This is a genomic window from Streptomyces sp. NPDC057002 (assembly GCF_042673825.1).
In the GTDB taxonomy this organism is placed as follows: Bacteria; Actinomycetota; Actinomycetes; order Streptomycetales; family Streptomycetaceae; genus Streptomyces.
The window spans coordinates 545,830-568,787 of record NZ_JBHURZ010000001.1 but is presented as its reverse complement, the minus strand read 5'-3'; the positions used below and the strand labels follow the sequence as shown (position 1 = coordinate 568,787).

Annotated in this window: 20 protein-coding genes; 14 read left to right on the top strand and 6 right to left on the bottom strand. The window is 71.9% G+C overall.

The window, feature by feature from the left end:
* The first annotated feature begins 15 nt into the window (after positions 1-15).
* From ACFT32_RS02600 to ACFT32_RS02550, 11 genes are all read left to right on the top strand, one after another.
* Positions 16-1,533 carry a sugar ABC transporter ATP-binding protein gene (locus ACFT32_RS02600; protein ID WP_382484938.1) on the top strand — a complete coding sequence of 506 codons (1,518 nt, stop codon included), beginning with the start codon at positions 16-18 and terminating at the stop codon, positions 1,531-1,533.
* Positions 1,530-2,570, top strand: a complete 1,041-nt coding sequence (locus ACFT32_RS02595; protein WP_382484935.1) for an ABC transporter permease — start codon at positions 1,530-1,532, stop codon at positions 2,568-2,570. Before ACFT32_RS02600 ends, ACFT32_RS02595 begins: the two co-directional genes overlap by 4 nt.
* Positions 2,563-3,537 (top strand): ABC transporter permease, encoded by a 975-nt coding sequence (locus tag ACFT32_RS02590; protein WP_382484932.1) that lies wholly within the window; start codon positions 2,563-2,565, stop codon positions 3,535-3,537. The genes ACFT32_RS02595 and ACFT32_RS02590 overlap by 8 nt, the downstream gene beginning before the upstream one ends.
* 88 nt (positions 3,538-3,625) lie before the next feature.
* On the top strand, positions 3,626-4,708 hold the full coding sequence (gene rhaS, locus ACFT32_RS02585) for a rhamnose ABC transporter substrate-binding protein (RefSeq protein WP_382484930.1): 1,083 nt from the start codon (positions 3,626-3,628) through the stop codon (positions 4,706-4,708).
* Between the two features lie 17 nt (positions 4,709-4,725).
* Entirely contained in the window at positions 4,726-5,046 is a 321-nt protein-coding gene (locus ACFT32_RS02580) for an L-rhamnose mutarotase (protein ID WP_382484928.1), read from the top strand.
* Positions 5,047-5,062: 16 nt separating this feature from the next.
* Positions 5,063-6,487, top strand: a complete 1,425-nt coding sequence (locus ACFT32_RS02575; protein ID WP_382484926.1) for a BNR repeat-containing protein — start codon at positions 5,063-5,065, stop codon at positions 6,485-6,487.
* A gap of 88 nt (positions 6,488-6,575) precedes the next feature.
* Positions 6,576-7,601, top strand: a complete 1,026-nt coding sequence (locus ACFT32_RS02570; RefSeq protein ID WP_382484924.1) for a LacI family DNA-binding transcriptional regulator — start codon at positions 6,576-6,578, stop codon at positions 7,599-7,601.
* Positions 7,602-7,711: 110 nt separating this feature from the next.
* Positions 7,712-9,013 carry an alpha/beta fold hydrolase gene (locus tag ACFT32_RS02565; protein ID WP_382484922.1) on the top strand — a complete coding sequence of 434 codons (1,302 nt, stop codon included), beginning with the start codon at positions 7,712-7,714 and terminating at the stop codon, positions 9,011-9,013.
* Positions 9,014-9,041: 28 nt separating this feature from the next.
* The gene (locus ACFT32_RS02560) at positions 9,042-9,776 is read left to right on the top strand and encodes a PIG-L deacetylase family protein (RefSeq protein WP_382484919.1); all 735 of its coding nucleotides are present in this window, start codon (positions 9,042-9,044) and stop codon (positions 9,774-9,776) included.
* Positions 9,777-9,786: 10 nt separating this feature from the next.
* Positions 9,787-10,680: an RNA polymerase sigma factor SigJ gene (gene sigJ, locus ACFT32_RS02555; protein WP_382484916.1), complete on the top strand. Its 894-nt coding sequence runs from the start codon at positions 9,787-9,789 to the stop codon at positions 10,678-10,680.
* Between the two features lie 19 nt (positions 10,681-10,699).
* The gene (locus tag ACFT32_RS02550; protein WP_382484914.1) at positions 10,700-11,542 is read left to right on the top strand and encodes a pentapeptide repeat-containing protein; all 843 of its coding nucleotides are present in this window, start codon (positions 10,700-10,702) and stop codon (positions 11,540-11,542) included.
* Here ACFT32_RS02550 and ACFT32_RS02545 read toward each other — a convergent pair.
* Entirely contained in the window at positions 11,504-13,000 is a 1,497-nt protein-coding gene (locus tag ACFT32_RS02545; RefSeq protein ID WP_382484911.1) for a cytochrome P450, read from the bottom strand. The two genes, ACFT32_RS02550 and ACFT32_RS02545, sit on opposite strands and share 39 nt — an antisense overlap.
* 108 nt (positions 13,001-13,108) lie before the next feature.
* On the opposite strand from ACFT32_RS02545, the gene ACFT32_RS02540 reads away from it, so the two are divergent.
* Positions 13,109-13,717: a TetR/AcrR family transcriptional regulator gene (locus ACFT32_RS02540; protein ID WP_382484909.1), complete on the top strand. Its 609-nt coding sequence runs from the start codon at positions 13,109-13,111 to the stop codon at positions 13,715-13,717.
* A gap of 85 nt (positions 13,718-13,802) precedes the next feature.
* Positions 13,803-14,531 (top strand): DUF2470 domain-containing protein, encoded by a 729-nt coding sequence (locus ACFT32_RS02535; protein ID WP_382484906.1) that lies wholly within the window; start codon positions 13,803-13,805, stop codon positions 14,529-14,531.
* On the opposite strand, the gene ACFT32_RS02530 is transcribed toward ACFT32_RS02535, so the two are convergent.
* The 5 genes from ACFT32_RS02530 to ACFT32_RS02510 form a co-directional block, all read right to left on the bottom strand.
* Complete coding sequence (locus ACFT32_RS02530) at positions 14,499-15,689, bottom strand: lactonase family protein (RefSeq protein ID WP_382487012.1); 1,191 nt, start codon at positions 15,687-15,689, stop codon at positions 14,499-14,501. The two genes, ACFT32_RS02535 and ACFT32_RS02530, sit on opposite strands and share 33 nt — an antisense overlap.
* 114 nt (positions 15,690-15,803) lie before the next feature.
* On the bottom strand, positions 15,804-16,970 hold the full coding sequence (locus ACFT32_RS02525; RefSeq protein ID WP_382484904.1) for a hypothetical protein: 1,167 nt from the start codon (positions 16,968-16,970) through the stop codon (positions 15,804-15,806).
* A 52-nt stretch (positions 16,971-17,022) separates the two neighbouring features.
* Positions 17,023-18,282 (bottom strand): FUSC family protein, encoded by a 1,260-nt coding sequence (locus tag ACFT32_RS02520; protein ID WP_382484902.1) that lies wholly within the window; start codon positions 18,280-18,282, stop codon positions 17,023-17,025.
* Positions 18,283-18,369: 87 nt separating this feature from the next.
* Entirely contained in the window at positions 18,370-18,864 is a 495-nt protein-coding gene (locus ACFT32_RS02515) for an FBP domain-containing protein (protein ID WP_382484900.1), read from the bottom strand.
* Between the two features lie 110 nt (positions 18,865-18,974).
* Positions 18,975-19,625, bottom strand: coding sequence for a PAS domain S-box protein (locus ACFT32_RS02510; protein ID WP_382484897.1), 651 nt, complete (start codon positions 19,623-19,625; stop codon positions 18,975-18,977).
* 146 nt (positions 19,626-19,771) lie between these two features.
* Between ACFT32_RS02510 and ACFT32_RS02505 the strand changes: the two genes are divergently transcribed.
* Positions 19,772-22,954, top strand: coding sequence for a cytochrome P450 (locus ACFT32_RS02505; RefSeq protein WP_382484894.1), 3,183 nt, complete (start codon positions 19,772-19,774; stop codon positions 22,952-22,954).
* Positions 22,955-22,958 lie beyond the last annotated feature (4 nt).

Sequence of the window (22,958 nt, the reverse complement as noted above, 5' to 3'; positions counted from 1 at the left end):
CGTCGAGGAGCCCTCATGACCCACCCGTCCACCACGGGTCCGGCCCCGGTTCTGGCACTGAGGGACGTGTCCAAGTCCTTCGGCGCGGTCCGCGCACTGCGGGACGTCTCCCTGGAGCTGTTCCCCGGGGAGGTGCACGCCCTCGCCGGCGAGAACGGCGCCGGCAAGTCCACCCTCATCAAGGCACTCGCCGGAGTGCACCGGCCGGACGCCGGCCAGGTGCTGCTCGACGGTGCGCCCGTCGTCTTCAACGGCCCCGGCGACGCCCGCGACGCCGGCATCGCCGTGATCTACCAGGAGCCCACGCTCTTCCCCGACCTGTCGATCGCCGAGAACATCTACATGGGCCGCAGGCCCAAGCGCGCCTTCGGCCGGATCGACCACAAGGCCACGCGCAACGCGACCGCCGCCCTCATGGAGCGCCTCGGCGTCGAACTCGACCCCGACCGGCCCGCCCGCGGTCTGTCCATCGCCGACCAGCAGATCGTCGAGATCGCCAAGGCCCTCTCCTTCGACGCCCGCGTCCTGATCATGGACGAGCCGACCGCCGCCCTCACCGGCAGCGAGGTCGCCCGCCTCTTCGGCGTCGTACGCACCCTGCGCGACCAGGGCGCCGCCGTGCTGTTCATCTCCCACCGGCTGGAGGAGATCTTCGAGATCTGCCGGCGGGTCACCACCCTGCGCGACGGCGCCTGGATCGCCAGCGAGCCCCTGGACGGCATGACCGAGGACGACCTCGTGCGCCGCATGGTCGGCCGCGACCTGGAGGAGCTGTACCCCAAGCAGGACGTGACGCCGGGCGAGGTCGCCCTGAGCGTCCGCCGCCTGACCCGCGAGGGCGTGTTCACCGACGTCTCCTTCGAGGTGCGGCACGGCGAGATCGTCGGCCTCGCCGGGCTCGTCGGCGCCGGGCGTACGGAGGTCGCCCGGGCCGTGTTCGGCATCGACCGCTGGGACGCGGGCGAGGTCTCCGTACAGGGCAAGGCACTCGTCAACGGCGCCCCCTCCACCGCGATGTCCGCCGGACTCGCCCTGGTCCCCGAGGACCGGCGCGCCCAGGGCCTGGTGATGGACATGTCCATCGAGCGGAACATCGGCCTCACCGGGCTCCGTACGACCGTCAAGGCGGGACTGATGGACCGCGGCGCCGAGCGCAGCAGGTCCCTCGACTGGGCCGTCAAGCTCCAGGTGAAGTACGCCCGGATCGCCGACACCGTCAACACCCTGTCCGGCGGCAACCAGCAGAAGGTCGTGCTCGCCAAGTGGCTGGCCACCGGCCCCAGGGTGCTGATCGTCGACGAGCCGACCAGGGGCATCGACGTCGGCACCAAGGCCGAGGTGCACCGGCTGCTGTCCCAGCTCGCCGCCGACGGTGTGGCCGTCCTGATGATCTCCTCCGACCTGCCCGAGATCCTCGGCATGGCCGACCGCGTGCTGGTGATGCACGAGGGCCGCCTCACCGCCGAGATCCCGCGCTCCGACGCCACCGAGGAAACCGTGATGGCCGCAGCCACCGGGAGGGCCGCCGCATGACGGTCGTCACTCCCCGAGAGGCCCCCGTGGCCGATGTGCCCAAGTCGAGCGGCACACGGCTGGTCGACCGGGTCTTCAAGATGCGCGAACTCGCCATCCTGGTCGTGTTCCTGGTGATGATCGCCGTCACCCAGGCCGGCAACAGCGAGTTCCTGTCCGAGCAGGGCATCAAGGACCTGCTGCTGAACGCGACGATCCTGGTGCTGGTCGCCACGGGCCAGTCCCTGGTGGTCATCACGAGGAACGTCGACCTGTCCGTCGGATCCACACTCGGCATCAGCGCGTTCGCAGCCGGCACGTATCTCCAGGGCGGGGGCAACCCGGTCGTGGCAATCGTGCTGGCCGTCCTGCTCGGCATCGGCTTCGGGCTGCTCAACGGGCTGCTCGTCAGCCTGGGCCAGGTGCCCGCGCTCGTCGTCACCCTCGGCACGCTCTACATCATCCGCGGCATCGACTCCATCTGGGTCGGCTCCCGCCAGATCACCGCGGCCGACCTCCCGGACGGCTTCGTCGACTTCGGCTCCGGCGGCATCTGGGCGGTGCCGTGGCTGGCGCTGATCGCACTCGCCGTGCTGGTGGCGACCGCGTACTACCTCAGGCACTTCGGCAGCGGCCGCGAACTGTACGCCCTCGGCTCCAACCCGGAGGCAGCCCGCCTCGCCGGCATCCCGGTGCGCAAGCGGATCCTGGCCGCGTACACCTTCTGCGGTGCGCTCGCCGGTCTCGCGGGCGCCCTGTACCTGGCCCGGTTCGGCAACGTCGACTCAGGCACCGGCAACGGCTACGAACTCACCGTCGTCAGCGCGGTCGTGGTCGGCGGCGTCGTCTTCACGGGCGGCTCCGGCAGCGTCTACGGTGCCGCGCTCGGCGCGCTGCTGCTGACGTCCATCAACAGCGTCCTGCCCGCCCTCGGCGTCAGCTCCGTGTGGGTGCTCGCCATCAACGGCATCCTGCTCATCCTCGCCATCGCCGTGGACCGTGTGGTCGCGCTGCGCGTGGCCAACGCCCTGAAGAAGAGGAACGCCCGCCATGGCTGACTCGTCGCTCGCGCGCGCCGTTCGCTGGGACACGGTGGTCGGCGCCCTTCTGATCGTCGTGCTCCTGCTGTCCTTCACCACGGTCGATGGCTTCGGCAACGCTCTCAACCTGTCGTTCCTGATCGGAAACACCCTTCCGATCGCGTTGATCGCCCTGCCGATGACACTGCTGGTCGTCTCGGGCGAGATCGATCTCTCGGTCGCATCGACCGCCGGCCTCTCGGGTGCCGTGATGGGTGCGCTGTGGAACCAGGGCATGACGATCGAGACGATCATTCCCATCTGCCTCTTGCTCGGTGTGGTGTGCGGTCTGATCAACGGGCTCCTGGTGACCAGGCTGGGCCTGCCGTCCCTCGCCGTCACGATCGGTACGCTCGCCGCCTACCGGGGCATCGCCCAGATCGTGCTCGGTTCGGACGCGGTGACCGACTTCCCGACCCCCTACCTGGACTTCGCGGCCGGGCGCCTCGGCGACACGTTCATCCCGTACGCCTTCCTGCCGTTCCTCGTCCTGCTCGCCATCGCCGTGGTCGCGCTGCACGCCACGCCGTTCGGGCGGTCGTTGTTCGCGATCGGGGCGAGTGAGGAGGCGGCACGGTTCGCGGGCATCCGCGTCAAGCGGCAGAAGCTGCTCCTGTTCACGCTGACCGGGTTGATGGCCTCGCTGACCGGCGTCTTCTGGGCCCTGCACTACGCCAGCGCGCGCTACGACAACGCGACGGGGCTCGAACTGTCGGTGGTGGCCGCGGTGTTGCTCGGCGGGATCGACTTCGACGGTGGCAAGGGCACGTTGGGTGGTGCGATCGCCGGGGTGTTTCTGCTCGGCGCGTTGCAGAACGTGATGAGCCTTCAGGATGTCTCGGCGCAGTCGCAGATCGTCGTGACCGGTGTGTTGCTCGTGCTTTCCGTTCTTGGGCCGCGGGTGGCTCGGCAGATCGCCGTGTTGCGTGCTCAATCGTCCGGCTGACCGGCGGCTTGTGGCTGGTCGCGCAGTTCCCCGCGCCCCCACGAAAAACAAAGGCGCGTCTCACTCACCTTCGTCAAAGGAAACCGTCATGCGTAAGACAACCCTCCGCCGTGGCTGCGCGGCGCTCGCCACCGCCACCTCGCTCGCCCTGGCGCTGACCGCCTGTGGCGGGACCACCAAGAAGGACGTCGCGAACGAAGGAGGTTCCGCCGCCACCGCCGGCAAGGCCGATCCGAACGCCGCCACCAAGAAGGGGCTCACCGTCGGCTTCCTGCCCAAGCAGGTCAACAACCCCTACTTCACCTCCGCCGACAAGGGCGGCGAGAAGGCACTGAAGGAACTCGGCTCCAGCTACAAGGAGGTCGGTCCGTCCAGCGCCACCGACACCGCCGGGCAGGTGAGTTACGTCAACACGCTCACCCAGCAGCAGGTCGACGCGATGGCCGTCTCCGCGCAGGACCCCGGCGCCCTGTGCACCGCGCTCAAGCAGGCCATGAAGAACGGCATCAAGGTCGTCACCTACGACTCCGACACCACGGCCGACTGCCGCAACGCCTTCGTCTCGCAGGCGTCCGCCGAGGACCTGGGCCGCACCGAGGTGCAGCTGCTCGCCAAGCAGCTCGACTACAAGGGCGAGATAGCGATCCTGTCCGCCGCGCAGACCGCGACGAACCAGAACACCTGGATCGACTTCATGAAGGACGAGCTGAAGAAGCCCGAGTACAAGAACATGAAGCTGGTGAAGACCGCGTACGGCAACGACGACGCCCAGCAGTCCTTCCAGCAGACCCAGGGCCTGCTCCAGGAGCACCCGAACCTGAAGGGGATCATCTCCCCGACCACCGTCGGCATCAAGGCCGCCGCCCAGTACCTGTCGGGCTCCAAGTACAAGGGCAAGGTCAAGCTGACCGGTCTCGGCACCCCGAACGACATGCGCAAGTACGTCAAGAACGGCACCGTCGAGGCGTTCGAGCTGTGGGACCCGGCCAAGCTCGGCGAGCTGGCCGCCCGCACCGCCGTCGCCCTGTCCTCCGGGCAGATCACCGGCAAGGAGGGCGAGACCTTCAAGGCCGGCTCCATGGGCGAGTACACCATCGGCAAGGACGGCGTGATCAGCCTCGGCAAGCCGACCGTGTTCGACGCCAAGAACATCGACCAGTTCAACTTCTAGTCCCCGGAGGGTTGTTGATGCAGCGCGTGTGCTTCCTGCTGAAGGTCAGGGCGGACCGTCTCGACGAGTACCGCGAGCGGCACGCCACCGTGTGGCCCGAGATGCGCCGGGCGCTCTCGGACACCGGCTGGCACAACTACTCGCTCTTCCTGCGCGAGGACGGACTGCTCGTCGGCTATCTGGAGACCGAGGACTTCGCGGCCGCCCAGGCAGGAATGGAAGCCACCGACGTCAACGCCCGCTGGCAGGCGGAGATGGCGCCGTTCTTCGAGTCGCTGGACGGCGCCCGGCCCGACGAGGCCATGAAACCGCTTACGGAAGTGTTCCACCTCGTATGACGATGGAGTCCATGAGATGCACAGACGTACGCTGCTGGCCGCCGCCCTCGCCGGAGCCGTGGTGACCCCCGCCCTCGGCTCCGGCACCGCCAGGGCCGCCGACCCCGGCCCCTCCGTGACCCGGACCGGTACCACCACGCTCGACGGCCAGGCCCTCTTCTTCGTGTCGTACGACGGGCTGGTCAACAACAACGCGTTCCAGAAGAACGGCCTGCTGACCTACAAGGGCTATCAGTACGCCGTCTGGTACACCGCCGACCGCAACGCCGTCGTCGGCCGCCGCGCCCTCGGTTCGAGCACCTGGTCCACCGTGAAGGTCGGGCACACCCTGCGGTACAACGACTCCCACAACGTCATCTCCATGGGCGTCTCCAGGACCGACGGCCGGCTGCACCTCAACATGGACTCCCACAGCGACGGCTTCACCTACGTCAAGTCGGTCGCCGGGCTGATGGACAACCCCGGCGGGCTGAGCTGGACCGCGAGCCGTTTCGGGGCGCCGCAGTCCACCCTCGACGGCCTGGCGCTGACCTCGCAGTTCACCTACCCGCAGTTCGTCTCCACGCCCGAGGGCCGGCTCCAGCTCAGCTACCGCGTCGCCGTCTCCGGCAACGGCCGCAACGCGCTCGCCGAATACGACGGCACGAAGTGGACCAACCTCGGCGAGTGGTCGAGCTCGACGGGCACATACACCAGCGAGCACGGCTCCTCGACCGCCCGGAACATGTACCTGCACGGCATCGACTACGACCGGAACGGGCGGCTGCACTCCTTCTTCACCTGGCGCGAGCAGAACGGCGCCGTGATGTGCGACGGCGGCGGCATCAGCAACCACGACACCGGCTACGTCTACTCCGACGACCGGGGCCGCACCTGGCGCAACAACGCCGGCGGCGTCGTCGGCACCACCGGCGGCTCCGACAAGGTGTCCGTGAACGACACCGGCCTGGTCGTCGACCCGCTGAACGCGGACCACTCCCTGATGAACCAGGAGAGCCAGTTCACCGACTCCGCGGGCCGGCCGCACGCGATCATCTCCTACGTCCCCGGCCGCTTCGGGCAGTGCACCACGAACTACGTCGCGAACCGGACCGCCGACGGCCGCGCCTTCCACGTCCGCAGGAACGCCTCCGGCACCTGGCAGAAGACCGAGATCCCGGTCCCGCTGAACTCCAGCCAGCGCACCAAGCTGATCCTGGACAAGTACGACAACGCGTACGCGGTCTTCCCCTTCGGCCGGATCGCCGCCGCCTCCGCGGCCTCCGGGTACACCGACTGGAGGATCCTGTTCGACGGCAGCGGTCTCAACGCCTTCGGCGAGGTCGTCATCGACGAGACACGCGTCGGGCAGGACGGGGTGCTGTCCTTCATGTACCAGGAGAAATCCAGCGGTACGACGCCCTCGGCGCTGCACGTCATCGACTTCCGGCTGCCCGCCTGACCGGACCCGGTCGCCGGGGCGGCATGCCGGTAATGTGAAGCCGCTCCGGCCCCCGCCCCCTCGTTTTCCCCTTGGAGGTCCCTGTCCGATGTCCCAGTCGGTGGGTATCAAGGACGTCGCCCGTGCCGCCGGAGTCTCCGTCGGCACGGTGTCGAACGTGATCAACCGCCCGGACACGGTCGCGACCGAGACCCGGGCCCGCGTGCAGTCCGCGATAGACCGGCTCGGCTACGTCCGCAGCGAGTCCGCGCGTCAGCTGCGCGCGGGCCGCAGCCGGATCATGGGGCTGCTCGTCCTCGACATGGGCAACCCCTTCTTCGTCGACGTGGCACGCGGCGCCGAGCGTGCCGCCCGCCAGGCCGGACTCGGCGTGATGGTCTGCAACAGCGCTCAGAACCCCGGCGAGGAGGCCGACTACCTGTCGCTCTTCGCCGAGCAGCGCGTGCGCGGGGTGCTGCTCACCCCCGCCGACGCCACAGGCCGCAACATCGAGACGTTCCGCCGGCACGGCATCCCGTTCGTCCTGGTCGACCGGGTCGCCGAGGGCACCACGGAGTGCTCGGTCTCCGTCGACGACGTCGCGGGCGGCGCACTGGCCGTACGCCATCTCGTCGACGCCGGGCACCGCTCGATCGCGTACGTCAGCGGCCCGCCCGGCCTCAACCAGGTCCGCGACCGGCGTACGGGCGCCCTGGAGGCGCTCGCCGAGGCCGGGCTCGGCCCCGAGGCGCTGCGCGAGCTGCCCACCGAACGCCTGGACGTCGCCGCGGGCCGCGACGCCGGGGCCCGGCTGCTCGGCCTCGCCGACCGGCCGACCGCCGTGTTCTGCGCCAACGACCTGCTCGCCCTCGGCGTGCTGCAGGCCATGTACGCGGCGGGCGTGGGTGTCCCCGACGACCTCGCCATCGTCGGCTACGACGACATCGAGTTCGCCGCCGCGGCGGCCGTCCCGCTCACCTCCGTACGGCAGCCCGCCGTCACGATGGGCGCCATGGCGGCCGACCTGCTGTTGGAGGAGACGGAGGCGGAGGGCGCGGTGAAGCCGCACGAGCACCGACGGGTCGTCCTCCAGCCGGAGCTGGTGGTCCGCCGCTCCAGCCTGTCCGCTCGCTGAGCGCCTGAACGGCCGTTCAGGAAGTTTCATGATCCGAAGGGCCCACCCGCGGACGTTCCCTGTGATGAACTGGGACGCGGTCCGAAAATCCGTCCGTCCCGGGAGCCCTGTTGACCGTCAGCTACCGCCAGCCCGGAGTCGTCCTCACCGACCGCCGCTTCACCGTCCCCCTCGACCACGACCGCCCCGAGGGCGACACGATCGAGCTGTACGCCCGCGAGGTCGTGGCGAGCGACAAGGCCCATCAGGAGCTGCCCTGGCTGCTCTATCTCCAGGGCGGTCCCGGCTTCGGCGCGGACCGCTCCGTCGGCAGGCCCGGCTGGCTGGGCAGGGCCCTGAAGGAGTTCCGCGTCCTGCTCCTCGACCAGCGCGGCACCGGCCACTCCACGCCCGCCAACCGGCAGACGCTCCCGCTGCGCGGCGGCCCCGCCGAGCAGGCCGACTACCTCACCCGGTTCCGCGCCGACTCGATCGTCCGCGACTGCGAGGCCATCCGCCCGCTGGTCACGGGCGGTGCGCCCTGGACCGTCCTCGGCCAGAGCTTCGGCGGCTTCTGCGCGACCAGCTACCTCTCCCTAGCCCCCGAAGGCCTGGCCACCGCGGTGATCACCGGCGGGCTGCCCGCCCTGGACGCCCACGCCGACGACGTCTACCGGGCCGCCTTCCCGCGCATCGAACGCAAGGTCGCCGCCCACTACGCCCGCTACCCGCAGGACGCCGAGCGCGCCCGCCGGATCGCCGACCACCTGCTGACCCACGACGTGGTCCTGCCGAACGGCTACCGGCTCACCGTCGAGGCGTTCCAGTCCCTCGGCATCCTCCTCGGCACCGGCGACGGCACCCACCGCCTCCACTACCTCCTGGAGGACGCCTTCGTCCGCACCCCGCAGGGCTTCACCCTGTCCGACGCCTTCCAGGAGCAGGCGCAGGGCATGCTGTCCTACGCCCGCCACCCGCTGTACGCCCTCGTCCACGAGTCGATCTACGGCCAGGACGGCCGGCCCACCGACTGGTCGGCCGAGCGGGTCCGCGCCGAGTTCCCGCAGTTCGACGCCGCCAAGGCACTCGCGGGTGACGAGCCGCTGCTGTTCACCGGCGAGTCGATCCACCCCTGGATGTTCGACTGCGACCCGGCCCTGCGGCCCCTGCGCGAGACCGCCGATCTGCTCGCCGCCCGTACCGACTGGGCGTCCCTGTACGACCCGGCCCGCCTGGCCGCCAACAAGGTGCCGGTCGTCGCGGCCGTCTACCACGACGACATGTACGTCGACACGGCCCACTCCCTGCGGACCGCCCGCACCATCCGGGGCCTGCGCACCTGGATCACGGACGAGTTCGAGCACGACGGCGTACGCACCGGCGGCACCCGCGTCCTCGACCGGCTGCTGGCGATGGCGCGGGGCGAGGCATGATGTCCGCGGCGCGGATTACTCTGCGGACATGACGACCACTCAACTCCAGCCCATGCCCGACGACTGGCGGCGTGCCCTCGCGGTCGTGGCCCACCCGGACGACCTCGAGTACGGCTGCTCGGCGGCGATGGCGGCCTGGACCGACGGGGGCCGCGAGGTCGCCTATGTGCTGGCGACCCGGGGCGAGGCGGGCATCGACACGCTGGAGCCGGAGAAGTGCGGCCCCCTGCGGGAGCGCGAGCAGCGGGCGAGCGCGGCGGTGGTCGGCGTCTCGGCCGTGGAGTTCCTCGACCACAAGGACGGCGTCATCGAGTACGGCACCGCCCTGCGCCGTGACATCGCCGCCGCGATCCGCCGGCACCGGCCCGAGCTGGTCATCACCCTCAACCACCGGGACACCTGGGGCGGCGTCGCCTGGAACACCCCGGACCATGTCGCCGTCGGCCGCGCCACGCTCGACGCGGCCGGCGACGCCGGCAACCGGTGGATCTTCCAGGAACTCGTCGAGCAGGGCCTCGAGCCGTGGGACGGAGTGCGCTGGGTCGCCGTCGCCGGTTCCAGCACACCCACACACGCCGTCGACGCGACGTCCGGCCTGGAGCGCGCGGTGGCCTCACTGCTCGAACACCGCAGCTACATCGAGGCGCTGACCGACCAGGACCCGGAGACCTACGTCCGCGGCTTCCTGACCAAGCACGCCGAGGCCACGGGCGAGCGGTTCGGGGGCAGGCCGGCGGTGGCGTTCGAACTGTTCGGCAGATGACGGGGAGACCATGACAGGCAGCACGGAACTGGCCGACCGGTTCGAGGAGCACCGCGGGCGGCTCAAGGCCGTGGCCTACCGCATGCTCGGCTCACTGGCCGAGGCGGAGGACGCCGTCCAGGAGACTTGGCTGAAGCTCAGCCGCACCGACGCGGACGACATCCAGAACCTCGGCGGCTGGCTCACCACGGTGACCGGCCGGGTCTGCCTGGACCTGCTGCGCTCGCGCACCGCGCGCCGTGAGGAGCCGATGGGCGACGCCTTCGTCCCGGACCCGGTGCTCAGGCCCCTCACACACCTCGACCCGGCGGAGGAGGTGCTCCAGGCCGACTCGGTCGGTCTGGCCCTGCTGGTCGTCCTGGAGAACCTGGAGCCCGCCGAACGGCTCGCGTTCGTGCTGCACGACATGTTCGCCGTGCCGTTCGACGACATCGCGCCGGTCGTGGAGCGCAGTCCGGCCGCGACCCGGCAGCTGGCGAGCCGCGCCCGCCGCCGGGTCCGCGGCGCCACCCCCTCCGCCGAGCCGGACCTCGGCCGGCAGAAGGAGGTGCTCGACGCCTTCCTCGCCGCCTCGCGCGGCGGTGACTTCGAGGCGCTGCTCGCGCTGCTGCACCCGGATGTGGTGCTGCGGGCCGACTCGGGTGCCCTCGTGCGGGGCGCGGCCGCGTCCAAGGTCGTCCAGGGCGCGAAGACCGTGGCGGAGCAGGCGCTCATGTTCGCCCGGTACACGACGTCCGCGCGGCTGGTGCTGGTCAACGGCACGGTCGGCCTCGTCCACGCGCCCGAGGGACGCGTGCAGTCGGTCATGGGCGTCACGATCGCCGACGGCCGGATCACCGGCATGTACATCCTGGCCGACCCGGAGCGGCTGGAGCGCCTGGAGGCACCCGGGCTCATGGACTGACCGGCGTTCTTCGTTTCGTATGCTGAACGGCATGCGAGATCACCAAGCCGCGCGAGCGGAACTGCGCGGCGACTGCGAGCAGTGCTTCGGGCTGTGCTGTGTCGCCCTGCCCTTCGCGCGATCGGCCGACTTCGCGGTCGACAAGGACGCTGGCACGCCCTGCCGCAACCTCCAGGAAGACCACCGCTGCGGCATCCACGCCAGACTGCGGCAGAAAGGGTTCACCGGCTGCACCGTCTACGACTGCTTCGGCGCCGGACAGCAGGTCTCGCAGATCACCTTCGGCGGGCGGGACTGGAGGTCCGGGCCCCCGGAGCACGCCCGCCGCATGTTCGACGTGTTCCCGGTCGTCCGGCAACTGCACGAGCTGCTGTGGTACCTGACCGAGGCACTCGCCCTGCCCGCTGCCCGACCGGTCCACGCCGAGCTGCGCGAGGCGCTGGAGAAGACGCGGGAGCTCACCGGTGGGACCCCCGAGGAGCTCGCCGGGCTGGACGTGGCGGCGCACCGCCAGGAGATCAACGTCCTGCTGCTGAGGACGAGCGAACTGGCCAGGGCCGGCACCAAGGGCCGTAAGAAGGACCGCCGGGGCGCGGACCTCATGGGCGCCCGGCTCAAGGGCGCCGACCTGCGCGGTGCCAGTCTTCGCGGCGCCTACCTCATCGCCGCCGACCTCACCGGCGCGGACCTCAGGGGCGCCGACCTGATCGGCGCCGACCTGCGCGACGCGGATCTCACCGACGCCGATCTGACCGGGGCGTTCTTCCTCACCCAGCCGCAGCTGAACGCGGCCCGGGGGAGTGCCGGGACCCGGCTGCCGGAGTCAGTCACCCGCCCCGGGCACTGGACAGCGCAGGTCTGAGGCGGGCTCCCGCACCGGGGTCCGTCGCTCCGGGTGCAGCCTCAGGTCCTCCGGCATCAGCGTCAGCCGTTCCGTGACGCGCAGCCGGTAGGCCGGGTCGGACCGCAGCTCGTAGCGGCGCAGCAGCAGTCCGAGCACCAACGTCGCCTCGTGCAGGGCGAACTGGCGCCCGATGCACGCCCGCGCCCCGGTCCCGAACGGCTTGAAGGTGTGCGGGGCTCGGGACCGTACGGCCTGCGCGTCGAAGCGGTCCGGGTCGAAGCGCTCGGCGTCCGCGCCCCACACCTCCGGGTCCCGGTGCAGCATCGGCGTCAGCACCAGCGTCCACGCCCCGCGCCGCATGGGATGCTCCCCGGCCAGCACCGTGTCCTCGCGTGCTTCCCGGGCGAAGGCGGGCGCGGTGGGCCACAGCCGCAGCGACTCGTCCAGCACCCGGCGGACGTAACGCAGTCTGGCGACCTGCTCATAGGCCGGTTCCGCCGTGTCGCCCCACACCCGGTCCACCTCGGCGCGGGCCCGGGCCGCGGCCTCGGGGTGCCGGGAGAGGTAGTGCAGGGCGAAGGAGAGCGCGCCCGAGGTGGTCTCGTGGCCGGCGACGAGGAAGGTGATCACCTGACGGCGGACGTTCTCCGGCGAGAGCCGCTCCCCGGTCTCCGGGTGGGCCGTCTCCAGCATCCTGTCCAGCAGGTCGCCCTCGCCGCCGCCGTTCGCGCGCCGGGCCCGGACCAGCTCGTCGACCGTGCTGTTGAGGTGGGCGATGTCGGCCGCGTTGCGGCGGCTCGCGCTCCGCAGCAGCAGCGGGGCCAGTGGGAAGGGCACGGTGTTGAGCCGCTGCGCGTACGTCAGCGTCCCGACCATCGCGGTCACGAAGGGATGCGGCCGGGAGCGCTCGAACGACCCGAAGTCGTGCCCGAAGCCGGTGCGGGCGATCGTCTCCAGCGTCAGCTTGGTCATGTCGCCGGGCACGTCCACCGACCGGCCCGTCGCCGCCGCCCGGTCCCAGTGCTCCGTCAGCCGCCGCGCGACATCCAGCATCATCGGGTGGTAGCCGGCCATGGCCTCGCGGCTGAACCCCGGGGCGAGCACGTCGTGCGCCAGCTGCCAGTTCGGCTCGTGGTTGTACGCCGTGAACAGGCCGTCCCCGGCGACCGGCCGCAGATTGGCGATGCCGAGCCCCACGTGCTTGGCGAACCGCGACTCGTCCGCGAGATCGGCCGCGTGCCGGGCGCCCCACACGAACACGAACTCCTTGCCGAAGGCCTTCCGCCGGAAGACCGGACCCAGCTGCCGGGCGTACCGCAGCGAGTCCTGCACAGGCGTGCGCCGGTTCACGCCCACCACGTCACCGAGCAGCGGGACCCGGCGCGGCGGATGCGGAATGCGGTCCAGCTCGGGCCAGCCCAGCTCGGCACTCCGGAACCCCTTGGGCCCTGATGCCCGTATCGGCGCCTCCGTCATGACGCGATCTCCCTTGATCCGGCGGCGGGTTCGCACGTGTTGTACGTGAGTTCAATAGCGTGGTCAGTCTGGTCCCGTTGTTGAACCGGCGTCAAGTAAAGTGCCGGTATGGCCGCGAACCAGGGCGGGCGCACACGCCGCCGGCTCAGTACCGAGGAGCGCCGGGAGCAGCTCCTGTCGGTCGGGGCGCGGCTGTTCTCGGAGAGCCCGTACGACGACGTGTGGATCGAGCAGGTCGCCGAGATCGCCGGGGTGTCGCGGGGGCTGCTGTACCACTACTTCCCGACCAAGCGGGACTTCTTCGCGGCGGTCGTGGAGCGCGAGAGCGAGCGGATGCTGCGCATGACGGCGGCGGTTCCGGGCGTCCCGGTGCGCGAGCAACTCGCGGCCGGTCTCGACACGTTCCTGGAGTACGTCCGGGCCCACGCGCACGGCTACCGCGCCTTCCACCGTGCCGACGCGGCCGGGGACCAGACGGTGCGGCGGGTCTATCAGCGGGCCCTGGCCGCGCAGGAGCGGCAGATCCTCGCCGCGCTCGCCGCGGACCCCGAGTTCGGCCCGGCCTTCGAGGAGCGGCCCGAGGTGCGGCTCGCCGTGCGCGGCTGGCTGGCGTTCACCACGGCCGTCTGCCTGGAGTGGCTGCGCGACGCGGAGTTGGGCCGGGAACAGGTGCGCGAGCTGTGCGCTCGTGCCCTGCTGGGTGTGCTCACTGCCTGAAACGTCTCGTAAAGATCACGTGACGTGGTTGGCTCACGCCCCGATCTTCGGTAGGTTAGGCAAGGCTTACCTAAGGAGGTTCGGGATGGGTGACGACAGCCAAAGCTGGACGGCGGCCCCTGCCGCGGCGGAGCGGGCGCGCTCGGTGCTCGCCGCCGCCTGGTCTTGCTCGGTGACCGCGGAGGGCACGCGGGAGGAGCTGGTCGGCGCGCACACGGTGACCGAGGACGGCAGGGTACTCGTGACCGTGCCGGAGGACAGCGCCCTGCTCGCGGCCGCGATCTGCGCGCCCCGCGGCGAGCCGTCCGCGGTGCTGGAGTTCGCCGATGTCGCGCCCGTCCCCGTGCGCAACCGGATCCGCGCCCGGCTGTGGCTCGCGGGCTGGTTCGCCGTCGAAGAGGGCCAACTGGCCTTCAGGCCCACCCGTGTGGTGCTGCGGCAGTCGTCCGGTGCCGTGGTCGTCGATGTCGACGAGTTCACCGCCGCCGCGCCCGACCCGCTCACCACGGCCGAGGCCCGGCTGCTGACGCATCTCGCCGACTGCCACGCCGACGCCGTCGAGCGGCTCACCCGGCTCGTGGAGCACGACAGCCTGCACGGCGCGGTCCGCGTCCGGCCGCTCGCCGTGGACCGGCACGGACTGACGCTGCGCATCGAACGGGCCCGCGCCCACGGCGACGTACGCCTGGCGTTCCACGCGCCCGCCGACGACGTCGCGCAGCTCACCGAGCGCATGCATGTCCTGCTCACGCAGGCGAGCGCCGCGTCCTGCCCGCGGGCCCTACAGCGGCAGCGCACAGACGGCGACCGGTGAGGGAAACGGTTCTCCGGCGGGCCGCAGCGCACCGCTCTTCTCGTCCACGTGGAAGACGGTGACGGTGCCGGACTTCTGGTTCGCCGCGAACAGCAGCGTGCCCTCCGGAGAGAAGGCGATCTGGCGGGGGAAGTCCCCGTCCACCGGCACGGTGTCCAGCAGTCTGAGCCTGGCCCCGTCCGCCTCGATCGCATAGCGCGTGAGGCTGTTGGCGCCGCGGTTGGCGAGGTAGGCGTACCGGCCGTTCGAGGTCACCAGGATCTGTGCCGGATAGTTCGTGCCCGAGCCCGTGCCCGTGGACTGCGCCTCACCGACGGTCAGACGGCCGGAGGCCGGATCGTACGAGCAGACGGCCACCGTGTTGTCGACCTCGTCGGCGAGGTAGGCGTACCGGCCGCCGGGGTGGAACGTGAGGTGACGCGGCCCGGCACCCGGCCGGGTCTGCGCCTGCGACACCTCGGTGAGCTTTCCGGCCTTCTCGTCGAGCCGGTACGTGTAGACGGTGTCCGTACCGAGGTCCACGGCGAGCACGTGCCGCCCGTCGGGGCTGGTGAAGATCTGGTGGGCGTGCGGCCCGTCCTGGCCCGGACCGGGTGGCGGAGTGGAGTGCCGGACGAGGTCGGTGCGCTCGCCGAGGGCTCCCGAGGAGCCGATCGGATGCACGGCCACGCTCCCCGAGCCGTAGTTCGCGCTGAGCAGCCAGCGCCCGCCCGGATGCACCGACAGATGGCAGGGTGCCGCGCCCCCGGTGCTCCGGCCGCCCAGGACCTTTCGGTCGGCCAGCCGGACGGCGGTCACGGCGCCGTCCTCGCGCTCGTCCACCGCGTACAGCGTGCGGCGGTCCGGGTGGATCGCGAGATACGACGGGTCACCGACGCCGGTGATCGTGCCGGTGCCGGTGATCCGGCCCGTCGCCGCGTCGTACGTGGCCAGGCCGATGCCCTTGCCGCCGCCCTCGACGGACGTGTAGGTGCCGAGGTACAGAGGGCGGGGCCCGGAAGGCCGCCGGGCCTCTCCGGACGGGCTCGACTCCGGGGCCGGCGGGGTGGTCGAGGCCGAGGGCGCGGGCGCCTTGTCACAGGCCGGGAGCGCCGCCGCGGCGGACCCTCCTGCCAGTGCGCCGACGAACCGGCGCCTGCTCCAGCCACCACTGCCCATGTCGCCCCTCAGGTCGTCACTCGTCCCCGTCGCGACAGCCACCTTGGCGTGGATCACCCACCGGGTGCAACAACGGCACCGCGCGTTGCGCGAGATGCAACGCCCCTCGGCCGCCTACCAGTCCCCGTCCTCCACCGGCCGGCCCGGCGCGTCCTTGAGCTGCCGCACCTGCCCGGGCTCCGGCTCCTGCCAGGGCTCGTGGTCGTCCCCGAGCCAGTCGCCGGCCGGCTTGACGGCCCGGAGCGTGTCCGTGGGGGCGAGATCCTCCGCGTCCTGGTCGTAGTAGTCGAACCAGGGCAGGCCCGCCCGGGTGTACGCGGCCCGGTCCACCGGAGAAGGCGGCGCCGCCTCGCCGGTGATGCGGCGCCACTCCGGCGGCGTCACGAGGTGCACGAAGACCCGGCCCGCCGGCTGCTCCGCCCAGTCCGACAGCGGCCGGTCGTCCTGGAAGACCTCCTGCCGCATGGAACCGCCGACGCCGAGCCCCATCGCCGCGGGCGCAGGGGAGGGAGCCGGGGGAGCGGCTCCGGCGGCGGGCGCGGGGGCCGTGCCGTACGCGGGAGGCGCGGGGGCGGACCCGGGCGCGGAGGGCGCCGGAGGCGCACCGGTCGCGGGCGGCGCCGCCATCGGCATCGCGGCACCGAAACCGCCCGGCCCGCCGGCACCGAAACCGCCCGGCACGGCGGCGCCGTAGCCGCCCGACGGGGCCGTCCCCGGGGTCCGCTCCGCCCTCCGGCGATCCTCCTCGGCACGCCAGCGCGCCAGCTCCCGGTCGTTCAGCGGGAAGGACTGCAGCTGTACGCCGCCCCAGACCTCCTCGCCCGTGACCTGGCCCTCGACCGTGGCGCCCAGACCGAGCGGGACGGCCACGAACTGACGGACCGTGCCCGTGCCGGAGTTGATGCCGTCCAGCCAGGGCTGCCGGGGGAGCACCACATAGTTCTGCGGGTCGCGTGCCGGGCGGTCGCTCCAGGGCCGGCCCGAGACCGCGCACACCTTGCCGACGCCGACCTGCAGCGCGGCCGGCTCCGACGTGCCCGCGAAGCTCAGCCACATCGCCTCGCGCAGATACACCGGCAGCATCACACCGCCGCGCGCCCGCCACGCCTCGGGCACCCGGTCCCCGTAGTCCGCGACCCGCCGCACCGGGAACTCGCCCAGGCCGGGCGGCAGTGGATGAGTGCCCGTCTCCGGCAGCCGCAGGGTGCGGATGAAGCGCACGGTCACACCGCCCGGCAGCCGCAGGGTGTTCCCGTCGATCCGTACGGTCGTTTCGGCCATCGGCCCGCTCCCTCGCATCGGCATCCCGCGCCGGCCCCTTCCCGGCGCTCCCTCAGCGAGAACGCGCGTCGAACCCGGCGCGGTTCCGCCACAGCTCTTCCGTGACGCCCAGCCGCTCACGCAGTCGCGTCAGCCGGGGCATCCGCGCACGCTGCTCGCGCGACACACGGTCCAGTTCCTCGAACAGGCGCCGGGAGCGGTGCTCGGTGTCCAGCTCGTCGAGGATGCGATTGACCTCCGTCAGGACGGCGCCCGGAAGCTGCCAGTGCCCTGGGGCGCGCTCGGCCTCCTCGCGCAGCAGCAGGGCCAGCTTGTCGCGGGTGCCCGCCGCGGTGCGCAGTTCCGCGGCGAGACGTTCCTCGGCCGACTCGGCGCTCGTGCTGAGGTGAGTGGTGACCAGCACCGCGAAGCTCACCACGGCATCGGCGATCTCGGACAGCAACTGCTCCAGGGCGGCGCCCGTCTCGGCCTCGAACAGCGGCTTGGGCTCGCGCTCCTTCGCCAGGTCGGTGAGGGAGCGCGCGAGCACACGCAGGACGACCGTGCAGATTTCCAGCGTGTCCAGGCCGGTGCGCATCACGACCCGGTGCAGCACGCTGTCCTGCACACGCGGATTGAGCCGCAGACTGTCCTCGGCCTGCCTCAGGGAGGCATCCACCTCGACGATGTCGTGGTCCAGGCGCCGCGCCTCGTGCAGCTGCTCCGCCGCGCGGTCCACGGGCGTACCGCCGGCGGCCTCCTCGCCCATGCGCAGCATCAGCTGCCGCAGCCGGCGCGCCAGACCCTCGATCGACTCGCCCGCCTCCTCCACCCACACCGGCGGCGCCAGCAGCAGATTGCAGGCGAGCCCGACGCTCGCGCCGATCAGCGTCTCCACCACCCGGGCCCAGGCGGTGTTCCCGACGGTGGTGACCCCGAGGACCAGCATCGCGCTGATCGCCACCTCGGGGACGTACTCCTCCACCTTGACCAGCCGCCCCACGGCCAGCGCGGCCAGGAGGAGCAGTGCCAGGCTCCACCAGGTCAGGCCCACCAGCAGGCTGAACGCGATGGCGACGAGGACTCCCGTGACCACGGCGTTCACCCTGCGGAAGCCGTTGGTGAGCGTGGTATACAGCGTCACCTGGGTGACCAGCAACGCGGTCAGGGGAGCGGTGAGAGGTGCGGCCGTCGGCTCGGGGCTCAGCCGGAGCGCGATGACGTACGCGATCGTCGCCGCGGTCGCGGACCGGAACGTCTGGACGACCACGGGATCCCGGCGCTTGTGCATGATCCGAGTGGCGTGCGCCGTCCACTCACGTACCTCTCGCATCCTCGGGCTGTTCCCCTTCCCCTGGCGCATCGAACGCATCCATGAAGGACGTTAGCGCCGAGGGAAAACAGGGGCGACCGTGGACGCTCAGGCGTACACCTTGTCGAGGAAGCCGGCCAGCCCGTCCGTGGTCCGGTCGATCTGCTCCGCCAGGGTGAGGCTCTCCTCCAGGCGGGAGCCGCTCTCCGGCACCTTCTTCCCGCGTACGTAGAGGGAACAGGCGAGGTCGGTGCACATGTACACACCGACGGAGTTCCCCTCACGCCCGGCCGCCCCGGCCTTCCGCGCGGTCATCAGCGAGACCCCGCCCCGCGGGTGCGTCGTCAGGCACAGTGAACACATGCTGCGCTGCAGAGGCCCCCGCTGTGCGGGCTGGAACCGCATCGTCACCCCGACGAGCCGGCCCTCCCGCTCGGTCACGAGATAGCTCCGATCGGGCGCCCCCGGATCCCGCCACCCGAGAAAGTCGAGATCGTCCCAGGGCCGTTCCCCGAGGTCCCGGGGGACGGCCAGACGCTTGGCCTCTCCCTTCGAGCAGTTGATGAACGAGGTGCGGATGTCCTGCTCGGTGAGCGGCTTCATGGGAGGGCTCCTGCTTCTCTTCGGCCAAACCTAGGGGTCCTAGGTTTCGGGGGCCAGGTCAGGTTAGACAGCCGCGACGAACGGGTCGAGTGGATTTCCGGAAGGCCGTCTCACCCCGGCTCCGCCGCCGAGAGCTCCGGCGGCCACACCCCAGGGGCCAGTACCCCCAGCGCGTAGGCGCGGGCCACCAGTTCCGTGCGGTTGGCGGCGTGCCAGCGGGAGGACAGGCGGCGGAGGTGGTACGTCACGCCGTCGGTGGTGAGGCCGGTTTCGCGAGCGGCCCGGGCCGTGGTGGCGCCCGCGGCCAGAAGGGCCAGGATGCGTGCCTCCGCCGGAGTGACCCGCTCGGCGGGCGGGGTGCCGCGGGCCTCGTGCTCGCCGTCCACCCGCAGCATCACCAGCAGGGCGGGCGTCTCCTCCACCGTGTCGCTCACCGGGTCCGCCGTCAGCTCCCCGTACCGCTCCGCCCCGCCGGGTGCCCGCCAGCGCACGGACACCTGGTACCGCGAGCGGTGCCGCAGCCGCAGCGCCTCCGCGATCCGCTCCACCTGCGTCGCCTCCCGCGGGCTGAACAGCTCCAGCACATCACGGCCGCGCAGCCGCCCCGGCGTCGTACCGCACTCCGCCGCCATCGCCGGGTTGGCGAGCAGCACCGCGCCGTACACGTCGCACACCGCGACCGGCATCGCGACCCGGTCGAAGAGGAGCAGGGCGCGGTTGCGCCACGTCACGGCCTCCTGCCGGGCCAGGTCCACGAGCATCTCCTGCCACGCTGGGCCGCTCTCGCGCAAGAGCGACGCATCTGCTTGCACTACACAATCATGTAGGGGTGCGGCGTTGCCCGCCGGGCCCCGTGGATCACGCTGGATCGCAGTACTTCCGTACCGCGAAAGGCAGTTGCCGCGTCATGCCCCCCACCGGACAGACCTCCCGCACCGCAGACACCCCCGCCGACATCCCCGTCGCCGACATCACCGCCACCGGACCCGGCCCCGCGCCCATCCAGCAGGCCATGGACCTGATGCGCGAGCACGGGCCCGCTTTCGTCCGGCGGCTGTACGGGCGGGACACCCTGTTCGTGGGCGACCTGGACATGGTCGCCGACCTCGCGGACGAGCAGCGGTTCGCCAAGCACATCGGGCCCGGTCTGGAGAACGTCCGCGAATTCGCCGCCGACGGCCTGTTCACCGCCTACAACGACGAGCCCAACTGGGCCAAGGCGCACGACATCCTCATGCCCGCCTTCGCGCTCGGCTCGATGCGGACCTACCACCCCGTGATGCTGCGGGTCGCCCAGCGGCTCATCGCGTCCTGGGACCGCGACGCCGGTGCCGGGAAGCCCGTCGACGTGCCCGGTGACATGACCCGCATGACGCTCGACACCATCGGACTCGCCGGCTTCGGCTACGACTTCGGCTCCTTCGAGCGGGCCGAGCCGCACCCCTTCGTCGAGTCGATGGTCCGCTGCCTGGAATGGAGCATGACCAGCCTCGCCCGCGTCCCGGGCCAGGACTACTCGGCGCAGGACGCGGCCTTCCGCGACGACTCCGCCTACCTCGCCCAGGTCGTCGACGAGGTCATCGCCGCCCGCACCGGCACCGACCAGAGCCAGGCCGACGACCTTCTCGGCCTGATGCTCACCGCCGAGCACCCGGCCGACGGCACCACGCTCGACACGGCCAACATCCGCAACCAGGTCATCACCTTCCTCATCGCCGGGCACGAGACCACCTCCGGCGCCATGTCCTTCGCGCTGTACTACCTCGCCAAGCACCCGACCGCGCTCCAGATGGTGCAGCGCGAGGTCGACGAGCTGTGGGGCGACGCGGCGGACGTCGAGCCGGCGTACGACGAAATCGGCCGGCTGACCTACACCCGCCAGGTCCTCAACGAGGCGCTCCGGCTCTGGCCCACGGCCGCCGTGTTCGCCCGGCAGGCCCGCGAGGACACGCTGCTCGGCGGCCGGATCCCGATGCGCGCCGGGGACTCCGCCCTGGTGCTCACGCCCATGCTGCACCGGCAGCCCGTCTGGGGCGACAACCCCGAGCTGTTCGACCCCTCCCGCTTCACGGCCGAGGCCGAGGCCGAGCGCCCGGTGCACGCCTTCAAGCCGTTCGGCACCGGTGAGCGCGCCTGCATCGGACGCCAGTTCGCACTCCACGAGGCGACCATGCTGCTGGCCATGCTCGTCCACCGCTACCGGCTGGGCGACCACGCCGACTACCGGCTCGACATCAAGGAGACCCTCACCCTCAAGCCCGAGGGCTTCACCCTCGCGCTCACCCCGCGCACCTCCGCCGACCGCGTCCACACGCCGCTGCCCGGCGCCGCCCCGCTCCAGGACACCGGCTCGGCCGAGCCGCAGGACCTGCCCGCCCGCGTCCGCCCCGGCACCGCCGCCCTCTTCCTGCACGGCAGCAACTACGGCACCTGCCGCGACTTCGCCGCCCAGCTCGCCGACGAGGCCGCTGCCGTGGGCTGCGAGACCCAGGTGGCGTCCCTGGACGCCTACGCCGGCGGCCTGCCCACCGACCGGCCCGTCGTCATCACGGCCGCCTCCTACAACGGCCGCCCCACCGACGACGCCACCGCCTTCGCCGCCCGCCTCGAAGAGGACCACGACCTCGCCGGGGTGACGTACGCCGTCCTCGGTGTCGGCGACCGCAACTGGGCCGCCACCTACCAGCACGTCCCCACCCGGATCGACGAGCGGCTCGCGGAGTCCGGCGCCACCCGGCTCCTCGACCGCGCCGCCGCCGACGCCTCCGGCGACCTCACCGGAACCGTCCGGGAGTTCACGGCGGCCCTGCGCACCGCCCTCCTGCGGCAGTACGGCGACCCGGACGCCACGGCCCCGGATCCCGAGCCCACGGCCGCCTACGAGGTCCGCGCCCTGACCGGCGGCCCGCTGGACGCCCTCGCCGAACGGCACGAACTCGTCCCCATGCGGGTCACCGAGGCCTACGACCTCACCGCGCCCGGCTACGCGCGCCGCAAGCGGTTCCTCCGCGTCGCCCTCCCGGACGGAGTCACCTACCGCACGGCCGACCACCTCACCGTGCTGCCGGCCAACGACCCGGACCTCGTCACCCGCACCGCCGCCGCGCTCGGCCTCGACCTCGACACGGTCCTGGACATCCGCGCCACCCGCCCGCGCCGCGACGGCATCGCCGTCGACCGGCCCGTGACGGTACGGCAGCTCCTCACCCACCACGTGGAACTGCAGGAGCGCCCGAGCGCCGGGCAGCTGGCCGCGCTCGCCGCCGCCAACCCGTGCCCGCCGGAGCGCATCGCCCTGGAGGCCCTCACCGACGACCCGCGCACCCTCGTGGAGATCCTCGAGGACCACCCGGCCCTGCGGGGCGCCCTGGACTGGCCGCGCCTCCTCGACCTCCTCACCCCGCTGCGCCCCCGCCACTACTCCATCTCCTCCTCGCCCGCCGTCGACCCCGGACACGTGGACCTGATGGTGTCGCTGCTGCAGGCACCCGCCCGCTCCGGCAAGGGCGTCTACCGGGGCACCGGATCCGGCCACCTCAACGCGGTCGAGCCCGGCGACACGCTCTACGCGCGCGTGCAGCCGTGCCGGGAGGCCTTCCGCATCGACCCCACCGGCGGATCCGCACCGGTCGTCATGGTCGCGGCGGGCACCGGCCTCGCCCCGTTCCGCGGCGCCATCGCCGACCGTACGGCGGCCCTCGCCATCGGCGCCGAACTCGCCCCCGCCGTCTGCTACTTCGGCTGTGACGCGCCCGACGCCGACTTCATGCACGCCGACGAGCTGGGCGCCGCCGACACCGCCGGGGCCGTCTCGCTGCGCCCCGCCTTCAGCGAGACCCCCGAGGGCGAGGTGCGGTTCGTACAGCACCGCATCGCCGCCGAGGCCGAGGAGGTCTGGGGCCTGCTGTCCGCCGGAGCGCGGGTGTACGTCTGCGGCGACGGTTCGCGGATGGCGCCCGGGGTGCGGGAGGCGTTCCGTACGCTGTACCGCAAGCACACGCCGGGCACGGACGAGACGGCCGCCGAGCAGTGGCTCGACGGGCTGGTCGCGGACGGGCGTTACGTCGAGGACGTGTACGCGGCCGGCTGACCGA